This is a genomic window from Pseudoalteromonas sp. QJM3NY_22, assembly GCF_056173065.1.
Map to the genome: position 1 here is coordinate 373281 of NZ_JBWBTZ010000002.1, position 10703 is coordinate 383983.

At 37.3% G+C, this 10703-nt stretch carries 11 protein-coding genes; 1 reads left to right on the forward strand and 10 read right to left on the reverse strand.

The genetic code is table 11. The annotated features are described in order from the left end of the window. Positions 1-16 precede the first annotated feature (16 nt). The 3 genes from AC0VZ4_RS21975 to AC0VZ4_RS21985 all read right to left on the reverse strand — a co-directional run bounded on the left by AC0VZ4_RS21975 (position 17) and on the right by AC0VZ4_RS21985 (position 2998). Positions 17-1285, reverse strand: a complete 1269-nt coding sequence (locus tag AC0VZ4_RS21975) for an IS110 family RNA-guided transposase (RefSeq protein WP_475440201.1) — start codon at positions 1283-1285, stop codon at positions 17-19. 999 nt (positions 1286-2284) lie between these two features. After that, on the reverse strand, positions 2285-2629 hold the full coding sequence (locus AC0VZ4_RS21980; RefSeq protein ID WP_475442134.1) for a hypothetical protein: 345 nt from the start codon (positions 2627-2629) through the stop codon (positions 2285-2287). A gap of 21 nt (positions 2630-2650) precedes the next feature. Next, positions 2651-2998 carry a hypothetical protein gene (locus AC0VZ4_RS21985; protein ID WP_475442135.1) on the reverse strand — a complete coding sequence of 116 codons (348 nt, stop codon included), beginning with the start codon at positions 2996-2998 and terminating at the stop codon, positions 2651-2653. 217 nt (positions 2999-3215) lie between these two features. Here AC0VZ4_RS21985 and AC0VZ4_RS21990 point away from each other — a divergent pair, with 217 nt between their 5' ends. Further along, positions 3216-4475: an IS4 family transposase gene (locus AC0VZ4_RS21990; RefSeq protein WP_475442136.1), complete on the forward strand. Its 1260-nt coding sequence runs from the start codon at positions 3216-3218 to the stop codon at positions 4473-4475. Between the two features lie 610 nt (positions 4476-5085). Here AC0VZ4_RS21990 and AC0VZ4_RS21995 read toward each other — a convergent pair. The 7 genes from AC0VZ4_RS21995 to AC0VZ4_RS22025 all read right to left on the reverse strand — a co-directional run bounded on the left by AC0VZ4_RS21995 (position 5086) and on the right by AC0VZ4_RS22025 (position 10558). Continuing rightward, positions 5086-5430, reverse strand: coding sequence for a hypothetical protein (locus AC0VZ4_RS21995; RefSeq protein WP_475442137.1), 345 nt, complete (start codon positions 5428-5430; stop codon positions 5086-5088). Positions 5431-5445: 15 nt separating this feature from the next. Beyond that, the gene (locus AC0VZ4_RS22000) at positions 5446-5769 is read right to left on the reverse strand and encodes a hypothetical protein (protein ID WP_475442138.1); all 324 of its coding nucleotides are present in this window, start codon (positions 5767-5769) and stop codon (positions 5446-5448) included. A gap of 42 nt (positions 5770-5811) precedes the next feature. Next, positions 5812-6129: a hypothetical protein gene (locus AC0VZ4_RS22005; protein WP_475442139.1), complete on the reverse strand. Its 318-nt coding sequence runs from the start codon at positions 6127-6129 to the stop codon at positions 5812-5814. A 242-nt stretch (positions 6130-6371) separates the two neighbouring features. Further along, positions 6372-6518: a hypothetical protein gene (locus tag AC0VZ4_RS22010; protein WP_188085474.1), complete on the reverse strand. Its 147-nt coding sequence runs from the start codon at positions 6516-6518 to the stop codon at positions 6372-6374. Between the two features lie 305 nt (positions 6519-6823). After that, positions 6824-8083 carry an IS256 family transposase gene (locus AC0VZ4_RS22015; RefSeq protein WP_475442141.1) on the reverse strand — a complete coding sequence of 420 codons (1260 nt, stop codon included), beginning with the start codon at positions 8081-8083 and terminating at the stop codon, positions 6824-6826. A 506-nt stretch (positions 8084-8589) separates the two neighbouring features. Beyond that, positions 8590-9435, reverse strand: a complete 846-nt coding sequence (locus AC0VZ4_RS22020; protein ID WP_475442219.1) for an REP-associated tyrosine transposase — start codon at positions 9433-9435, stop codon at positions 8590-8592. A 277-nt stretch (positions 9436-9712) separates the two neighbouring features. Beyond that, the gene (locus AC0VZ4_RS22025) at positions 9713-10558 is read right to left on the reverse strand and encodes an REP-associated tyrosine transposase (RefSeq protein WP_475442219.1); all 846 of its coding nucleotides are present in this window, start codon (positions 10556-10558) and stop codon (positions 9713-9715) included. Between the last annotated feature and the right edge of the window lie 145 nt (positions 10559-10703).

The window sequence follows — 10703 nt, forward strand, 5'->3', positions numbered from 1 at the left end:
AGGTGGACAGCAAGCGCTAAAGCTCACTTTCCACCGCAAATTTTAACAGCGGTGATCCCTTACTTTTCAATGCGGTTAAGTAAGTTGATTCATCGTAGGGCGTATGTGTTTTCCAGCACCTAAATAGGATTCGTATCCACTTAAATGCCAATGATCTGATGATGGTATTATGAGGTTTTCCTTTGGCTTCTTGCTGCCGATAATAGGCTTTAGCCCAAAATGAATAACGCACAGATAATCCAGCCCATTCCACAAATGTTTGCCTTAAAAATTTAGTGCACGAGTATCGCCAGTGTATCCATTCCTTTTTGCCACTGCGTTCGGTTACTGGAGCAATGCCTGCGTATTTTTGTATGTCAGCGGCGCACTTATAGCGGTCACGATTTGACCCCATAGCGGCTAATAATCGAGGTGCTAATTGTGGCCCCGCCCCAGGTAAACTATCAAAAATAGCGCGATCTGTATGTTGCTTATAAAGTGTTTTAATTTCGTCATCAAATCGTGTTATTGCCAACATTAGCTGTTTAAGTTGCGGAACGAGGCATTCAATAAGTAATAAGTTTGGCGTGATCACCGCCATATCTTCGGTGAGAATTTCAGCATCTTTTATTTCTTTTATCCGCTTTTCATTAACGAGTGGGTAGCGGGAATTATGTTGATTAAAGAAGTCGAGTAGTGTTTGTTTCCTCGCTTTTTTAGCGTGAGCAAGAGAGGGCCAGCGCAGTAAGAAGTCACAGAATATTTGAGTGTCTTTTTCTTTAAACCAATCAATCACGTGGGGATAATAATTTTTTAGCGTTGTGGCTATTTTATTGGTTAAATTAACACGATCTTGTACTAGTTTACGTCTGTATTCGACAAGCTGCGCAAGACACCTAACGTCCTCTGAATCCGGCCTAATAACCGTTAATTTATCCATATGAAGTTGTAAGATTTCAACTTGAATAATTGCATCAGTAGGATCATCTTTAGCCCCGCTGTGCGTAAATGCAGCACGGTATTTAGCAACACTTGATGGGTTAATCACAAATAATACAATGTGCTTAAATTTACTGAGTGCATATATAAGTGGGCCTTTTTTTAGCTCACACGCGACAGCAACAGATCTGCCGTTGTAGCGTTGTTTTAACTCAAGCGCCCATGCATTAATTGACTTAGGCTCAGAGGAAATCACACTTAAATGTTGTGTATTTGTGTCACGATTTATTTCACAAATATCGTGTTTACGGTCAGCCCAATCGATCCCGATAAGGGCTGCAAAATCTGAGACGTTAAAGGCTTCCATTTTGGGCCTCCTAGAGGTAAAGTGAAAGAATAGATAGAGGCTAATAGTGTTTCTCGCAGGTCTTATAGATAGTCGGCATTACGACAATCCCTGAGTATGCGTATTGAAACAAATAACTCCTGTTGATCCGAAAGTCTTGTTACAAACATTGATTGTTTCCGCTCAAATATTCGTGATCAACAGAAGCATATTCCATGTATTAATGAGATAGGTAAATACATTAATTAATGGAACGGAGTAACTATAAGGAACTATAAAGTGCTTTGCAAAACTCAGCGTCATTCGCTCCTGCTGCTGGTGATAAATCACATAGCTGCGCACTAGATGTTAAACCTGAAATAGTAGCATATAAAACTCCATGTTTATTTATTTGTATATCCCTAACTTTTCCGCTGCAAGAATGATTAGCATTAACAGTGAAAGACAAAAAGCACGTAAACAAGAATACTATTTTTTAAAACATTTTCTTCCTTAAAAATTATATTATATTATATTTTAAATTATTACCAAATGATCAATTTAAATAGTACAAAAACTGCCGTACTGTAAGCGTAAACAATTATTTTTCATAGTAAGCAATTATAAACGAAGAAGATAGCGGAAGGGTTAGCAATTCACCTTCCATGGCATACAACTTATTAACAGTTATGGTAACTTATATTTAAATGAATGAACAAACTAATAAAATATTATTAATGCTCAAATATACTAAGGCATTAAGTCAATCCTGGTGATTTTGAATACATTCCAGCTAACAAGCCAGAGTATATTTGAGAAAAAATTGATGCTCTTTTGGTAAGATGCATTCCAATTTACTATCACAATTCTCAGAGTGAGATGGCACACCTGAAAAATAAACATATAAATTACCTGAATCATGAAAATTAGCTTTACTACTTTTCTTTCCCCAATTGAAAAATTACATAAAGCAGAAGGTGTAAAAAAACAAATTAACATTAAAAAACCTTAAACATATTTAGTAAAACTAACAACTAATGATTAATCTGTTATTAGTAAATATTTAGCACCTCTAATTGAATTATATGTTCGACCATCATGAGTAACGCATCCGTCTGAATAACCTTGCACAGATTTACCCGCGGCATAAGCCATCAACAATAGTGAATAGGCTTTCTCATAATTAACATCGCTCGACTTAAGGACAATTGCATCGGTGCGAGAGCAGTCATTAGCATTATTCCACTGCCCTTCTGAATAAAGATAAAAACCACCAGTTTCAAATGAAACACCTGTGAGCTTTTTCTTTGCAAGCCACTCTCCAGCAAAACAACTACTATTATTTATAAAACAAAAAATAAACAACACATTTAAAAGACACTTCATATATTAATTCCTTATTCCTGATTACTTTTGTTCAAGTATAATTAGTTGTATGTAACACTCTTTAGAGCTTAAGCCACTCCAATCTTTATTATGATCTGCATAAATTCTCACTTTTGAATTACTATGATAAGCTGCTAAAGCGGTACTATAAACAGATGCGTTTTTATCGTTAACAGCATCAATCCAAAAACCACTAGGGCAATGATCTATCGTATTTTGACTGGGTGTTTTCAAAGATATTTTAATTACACCTCCCGTATAGTCTCCCCAAACAAATATTTGAGATATTTGGTGATAACTACCTGTATCCATAGCTTTTGCATAAAAACTACTAAATAAAACGGCTAATATTAAAAACATTCTTTTCATTATTTTCATTCCTTAATTTTATGATAAATTTAGCCAACCCTATGAACACGAATATAGCTATGTGCGCAATCACCTTTAGAGTCGTACCCTATATTAATATTTTCTTTAGACGCTTTAGCTAACAATCATAGGTTGGATCTTAAGAAAACTTGAAGTTGAACTCTGTTAATGATCAAATAGTTACGCCAATAAAAACATGACTAAAAACAGAGTTCACATGCAGATTAACCAAGTTTCAAACCAATTAAAAGCCCTTATCTCAGAAAAACACCTCATTGAGCTTGCAAAAACCTCTGGATTTCAAGTTCGACACCGTTGCCTGTCGATCGTTTCTCTGCTCAAAGCCGTATTTAAAAGCTTATCTTGCCTGCAAGACGCTAACTTGTCAGATATCCATCAAAACTTGCGAACGCAGGCTGATTGCACGATAAGTTATAAACCCTTTCATAATCAAATTCGAAAACCAGCCTTGACTGAGCTTGTCCGTGAGCTCGTTATTCAAGCGATGTCTAAATTGACTGTAAACACGCTGGATAAAACCTTTTTTACCCAGCGAGGAATACAGCGAGTGTTATTGCAAGATGGTTCTTCATTTGCTCTACATGATGAATTAGCGCAGGTTTTTGCTGGTCGTTTTACTGCTGTAAGTCCTGCCGCAATTGAGTTGCACGTTACCTATGACCTATTTAATGAACAACCCTGCGAAATAGATATCCGTCCTGATGTTGAAACTGAGCGCGCCTTTTTACCAGGTAGCCACACACTTGAAGATACGTTATTACTTGCTGATGCTGGGTATTTTGACTTAGATTACTTTGAGCAAGTAGCTCAAGATGGCGGATATTTTTTGATCAGAGCAAATAAAAACATTAACCCAATCGTTACATCAGCCTATTGCGCGGGTATAGAACTTAAAGAAAAGAACATTAAACTCAAAACGTTACTCGATAAATTCGCAAGCCAACCACTTGAATTAACAGTACGTTGGAAGAAAAATGGGCCCGAGTACAGGCTTATCTATTTACCGAATGAAAAGCGCCCCGTTTTCCTTGTTACTAATTTAAAAGAGGCACAGTTTAGCTTTGACGAGCTACTCGATATATATGCAACTCGTTGGCAAATTGAGTTGTTTTTCAAAGAACTAAAGTCATGGAATAACCTTAAAGGGTTCATCACACGAGATCCTCATATTGCCGAATCATTGGTTTGGCTGAGTATACTGCAAACACTTATCAAGCGTTTTATCTGCCATAGTGCAGCGGGTATGTTTAAGTGTGCGATCTCGACATTTAGAGCGAGTAAGTGCAGTTATCTTTGGTTGGATGATATTCTGGATTGCATAGAACAAACACGGTGCAGCCATAAGATACATCGTGTATTTGAGCTACTAGCGGTAAATTGTAAGCGGCAAAGCATTGAGAAAAACAATGATATTTGCCGTTTTAAGATAGGAAGTCACACGGTCTGTGCTCCTTAAGAACTAAGCTATGAGCTAACAATAAGCGAGAGAGCAATTGATTACGACGGTTTTCAGGAGTACTGGCACTAATAACAAAATAAGTGGGCTTACAGCTTTCATGCGTTGTGGGGTGATTTTTGAATCTAAAATAAATTGCATCATGGTCTGCATAAACATAAACACTTTCTATCTCACCTCTAATATTATTATTGTAAGCTGCAATTGCTTTAAAAGAGCATAATATTAACAGTGTAATTATTATTTTTAACTTCATTTTTAATACCTTTTATTTTTGTTATCTTGACACTTCTTGCAAACCGCTAATAATGAAGGTTGAATGAGTCCTATCTATTACGTACCTTAGTTTTTTATCTCTTGCTTTAGCAGACAAAGCATATGCATACATAGCTTTATTAAACTCTGTACCATTCATGTTTATTTGCGCACGAGAGTAAGTACAGTGTTTAGGAAACTGTTTAGATGTAATATAAGCTACACCGTTATTAAGGTTTAAGTTCCAATTAATAAGCTCTGCTGGCCAATACCGTTCTGCATTGGCAAATGAACTAAATAGTAAGGTGAATATAAAAAACTCAACTCTTATTTCTATATTCCGAATAAATGTAAACTAAAATTCACTTTCTTGTAGAGCAAGAAAGTCGATTTCACATGTATTGCTTTCAGAAAAAATGCGGATTTTTTTACCTGAAAAATAAGCTGCTGTCGCCATACTAAACATACGATTAACCGTATTGGCATCATGCTTAGATATAGTTATAAAACCATATGTTTTACCATTTTCCTGACAGTTGTTATTTTTTACAGTAGCGGAAGCTTCCAAGTAAATTTTAACTGCGCTAAGTGTATTAAAATCATACTCTTTTATGGCAGCAACTTTCCCTAAACCAATATCATCCGCCTCAGCTACCAAACTTATAATACATAGAAAGAAAGAAACAAAAATGACCTTCATAATATTTCCTTATAGTTATTGTTGAACAATAAAGCGATTAACCACAGCAGCACAGCTTTTTGGCTGATTTGAGTCGTACGTCATAAACACTTTCTTTTTACTCATATACGCAGCTATTAATATGCTTGCTTTAACACTGTAATTTTCGCCGGTTATAGGTAAATAAAACCGTTTACCTCCTTCACAAGAAGATACAGTGGTATCAGCATGTGTTGTAAAAAATATTAAACCGCTATCAGCAGGATATAGCTGAACTATCTCTACATAGGGTGAACTTTTCCAAGCTGCATTTGAGTGAAATGAAAACAATAGTGCATATAAAACAAATAATTTTTTCAAAATTATAATCTCAATTTTATTATTTTTTAATTAGCTTTTATTTTAGCTCTCATATGGATCTATTTGATTAACCTGACAATAACTTGTATTGGTGGGGTCGGTGTAAACTGTAATTTTACGCTTTAAAGTCCATGACGTTATTAACATAGAAATTATTGCAGTGTCCTCTTGTTTTACTTGCATCCAGGAGTTACCACTTTGGCATGTTCGTGCTACCTCACCGTTTTCTATTTGCACAAGTAATCCTGCTCGAATACTTGTGATATTAGTTATTTCACCAGTTACGTGCCCGTTACCTATAGTAGCAAATGACGCAGGAGAGCATAGCGCTAAGCACAATGTTAAACGTGTTATTAACACCTTAATTTCCTTTTTTAATTTAAGTAATTGTTATTATTAAGTAAAGCACCGAACATTTGCATTTCTCGCACTACCCTAGCCTTTACAGCTACTAGGAACGTCAGGACCACCAGACCATACTTTGCCCATATCAGCTTGAGTCAACTTGGCATATGAAAGCATTACCTATAAGTTTCAGCGCTGCTTGTATAACCGGTAACGGGTACTGTCAATTTATACCCTAGGTTAAAAATAAATACGGATTAGTTCATTGAGGTAAGCTTTAGCATTAATTTATCGGGGTCATGTAAGGTAACGTTTTCAACTTTACCAGTACGGGTTAGAGCGCCTGCGTAACTGGTAGCTGATAAAAGTAATAATGGAATTATAAATGGGTTTAGTAACTTCAACTCAATGTCCTTATAAATTATGTACCTAATTAAAATTTTATTTTATTATAAAAACCTCGTTAATGAAATGTAAAAAGCTTTATAAATATCTCTTTTAGTAGATTATTTTTAAAATCACTCATAGTTTCGCCACTTTAGTCCTATATTTCCAAAATAACTGCTATGTGAAATTTTATTCTACTCCGCTATGAACAGACGCATCAGTTGCGTGGTAAGTTTCCACCACTTTTATCGGCTGATGCTTGCTTTAACTTATAGCAATAAATGACCATTTCCTATATACCCCGCTTGTCTTCGAGTTATTGTCAAATCTGGTGTATGAGCTCATCTTGATGCTCTGTTTGATCTTGAGTTATTCTTTCGCCGTCTTTAAATTTTACCCCTGTAATTACTTCAGCCAGTAGCTTAAATCCTCGCAAGCGGTACCATTTTTTCTCTGCCGACTGCGCGAGTTTAAAAACCATCATTAAGGTGGTTGTCCGGCTGCCACAACTCTTCACTTTATGCGTTCTCAGCCTTACCGTCGCAAACGTTGACTCTATCGGATTACTCGTTCTTATGTGCATCCAATGCTCAGCAGGATAATCATAAAATGCCAGCATTTCATCTTTATCCTTCATCAAGCAATCCGTCGCTTTTGGGTATTTGACTGAGTAATTTTTAACAAATAAATCATACGCTTTATAAGCAGAAGCTCGACTCTCTGCCATCCAGATATCTTGTAAATTCGCTTTGATTTTAGGTTGCATTGATTTCGGCACTTTGTTTAGCACATTCGCGATTTTATGCACCCAGCAACGTTGATGTTGGGTTGTTGGCCATACTTTGGTGAGGGCATTCCAAAACCCCAGCGCACCATCCCCTATGGCCAATTTTGGTGGTATTGTTAGACCCTGTGAGCGCAGTTGATTTAACACTTCAGTCCAGCTCTGCTCAGACTCACGAACCCCGTCAACCACCGCCAATAGCTCCTTTCTGCCCGTTTCATCTACCCCCATAATTACCAGTAAGCACAGCTTATCATCCATTCGAATTTTACTGTAAATCCCATCGGCCCAGATATACACATATCGACGTTTAGCCAAGGAACGTTTAGACCACTGCTGATACTCCGTTTCCCAGGTGGATTTCAACCGAGAGACACTATTGGCCGACAAACCTTTGGCTTGCTCGCCTAAAAGAGACACTAAAGCGGGCTGCATATCACCCGTCGAAATTCCTCGTAAATAGAGCCATGGGATCAGCTCTTCGATATTTTTTGTCTGTTTCAGATAAGGCGGGATCAAGGCACTATTGAATTTAATGCCTTCCTTTTTTCGATCCCTGACTTTAGGTATTTTGACCTCAATATCACCAAGGCCTGTTTGGATCGTACGCTCAGGCTGGTGACCATTTTTGACGATCCGCTGAAGTCCCTCGACGGTCTCATGCTGGTATTGAGCCAATAAAACAGCCGACTCAGCCTCAATCGCTTGAGCTAACAACTGCTGCGCCCCGCTTTTAAGCAACTGCTCTAACGGATTGTCTGGTTTTTCAATGGAAATAACATTATCATTTTCAGTCATTGCGATGTCTCTCTGGTTAATTGTTGATCCGGTCAAGATCAATTAACAGATTACATCGCAATGACTTTTTCTCATACACCAGAAACGACTATAGCTCCTTGCCTTCATGTACACAACGCATTGCTAATTTAACAACTTTAGGATATTTACAGGCCAAAATAGAGGCGTTTTTATGTAACTTGACATTACATACCCGCAAAACGCAATAATTTTTGAGTTGTTTACCCACTTTGACAAATGTAAGTAACTGTTGAACACTCTTAGGACCAAGCTCTTCTGGGGTGTCATTAATTTTAGTTCTAGTGGCCTTAAATCCACATACGCTATAAAGGCTGCAAGTGTGGCCTCACCTATAAGTAGACAATAAAACTGACACACTATAATTATCACCGCTAGCAATTTTGACTGCTACTTACGTCACTTCGTGAAAAATTGGTGTAACAAGTAGAATTAAGTTCAGGAATTGGGGGGCACTCAAGTATCAAGATTTGTAGTCACCTAAAGCTTTAGGCGCAGGTCTTTCTTTTTGACACTATTTTACTTACACGAGAATAGTGCAATTGAAAATACTCACCAATCTCTTTCAAAGTATAGCCGCCTGTTGCATACGCAGCCCTTATTGCGTCATCGCGGTTATTACTCTGCTTCTTATATTGTTCTAAAGGTAAAGCTCGCGCCCTTCTTTGTTTTTTCGGAACCTCGGATAAGTCACCTTCCTGCAATTTCAATAACTCTAGGTGCTCATTTACAAAATCATCACTCCCTAAAAACACCTGATTTGATATATTTCTCCAAGGGTTAACTCCCTTTCCTTGCTCTACAAACTGTGCAAATTTACGTCTTGCAATGGCTTTATAATTACTAAATTGAAGCAACATTGTATCTATGGCTAACCAAACAGGGGCTTCTGTTTCTCCCATTACAATGGGCCAACTGCTCCAAGGCCATTCCGATAAATTATCAACCATGTGTGCTCTAATTGGATTTAAAATAATATATCGGCTTAACTCTAATAGGTAGGCGTCTTTATCGACCAAAATCGCTTTATAGCGTCCTTGAAATAAGTGCCCCACACGTCGATGCTTTCTATTAAACCATTGCGTGTATACCCCATTTAATTGTCGCATCCCTTTACTTAAATTAGCATCTGGCGTTTCAACCAATAAATGATAATGATTAGTCATTAAGCAATAAGAATGAATTACCCAGTTATACCGTTCGCATACTTCGCTTAAAATTTGTAAAAAGCCGTCAAAGTCTGCCTCATCTAAAAAAATAGACTTTCGTTCATTTCCTCGCGATGTGACATGATACAAAGCACCAGCAAACTCCAACCTTAACGGCCTAGCCATTTTTAACCCAGTCAAAAAATAATTTATGACTTAAAGCTTAGACCAACCAAGTGAAAAGGCAAATAGAAAGACCTGACCCCATTTTATTCATACGCTATAAAGGCTGCAAGTGTGGCCTCACCTATAAGTAGACAATAAAACTGACACACTATAATTATCACCGCTAGCAATTTTGACTGCTACTTACGTCACTTCGTGAAAAATTGGTGTAACAAGTAGAATTAAGTTCAGGAATTGGGGGGCACTCAAGTATCAAGATTTGTAGTCACCTAAAGCTTTAGGCGCAGGTCTTTCTTTTTGACACTATTTTACTTACACGAGAATAGTGCAATTGAAAATACTCACCAATCTCTTTCAAAGTATAGCCGCCTGTTGCATACGCAGCCCTTATTGCGTCATCGCGGTTATTACTCTGCTTCTTATATTGTTCTAAAGGTAAAGCTCGCGCCCTTCTTTGTTTTTTCGGAACCTCGGATAAGTCACCTTCCTGCAATTTCAATAACTCTAGGTGCTCATTTACAAAATCATCACTCCCTAAAAACACCTGATTTGATATATTTCTCCAAGGGTTAACTCCCTTTCCTTGCTCTACAAACTGTGCAAATTTACGTCTTGCAATGGCTTTATAATTACTAAATTGAAGCAACATTGTATCTATGGCTAACCAAACAGGGGCTTCTGTTTCTCCCATTACAATGGGCCAACTGCTCCAAGGCCATTCCGATAAATTATCAACCATGTGTGCTCTAATTGGATTTAAAATAATATATCGGCTTAACTCTAATAGGTAGGCGTCTTTATCGACCAAAATCGCTTTATAGCGTCCTTGAAATAAGTGCCCCACACGTCGATGCTTTCTATTAAACCATTGCGTGTATACCCCATTTAATTGTCGCATCCCTTTACTTAAATTAGCATCTGGCGTTTCAACCAATAAATGATAATGATTAGTCATTAAGCAATAAGAATGAATTACCCAGTTATACCGTTCGCATACTTCGCTTAAAATTTGTAAAAAGCCGTCAAAGTCTGCCTCATCTAAAAAAATAGACTTTCGTTCATTTCCTCGCGATGTGACATGATACAAAGCACCAGCAAACTCCAACCTTAACGGCCTAGCCATTTTTAACCCAGTCAAAAAATAATTTATGACTTAAAGCTTAGACCAACTAAGTGAAAAGGCAAAAAGAAAGACCTGACCCTATTTTATTTCTCGCGAGGTGACATGATACAAAGCACCAGCAAACTCCAACCTTAATGGCCTAGCC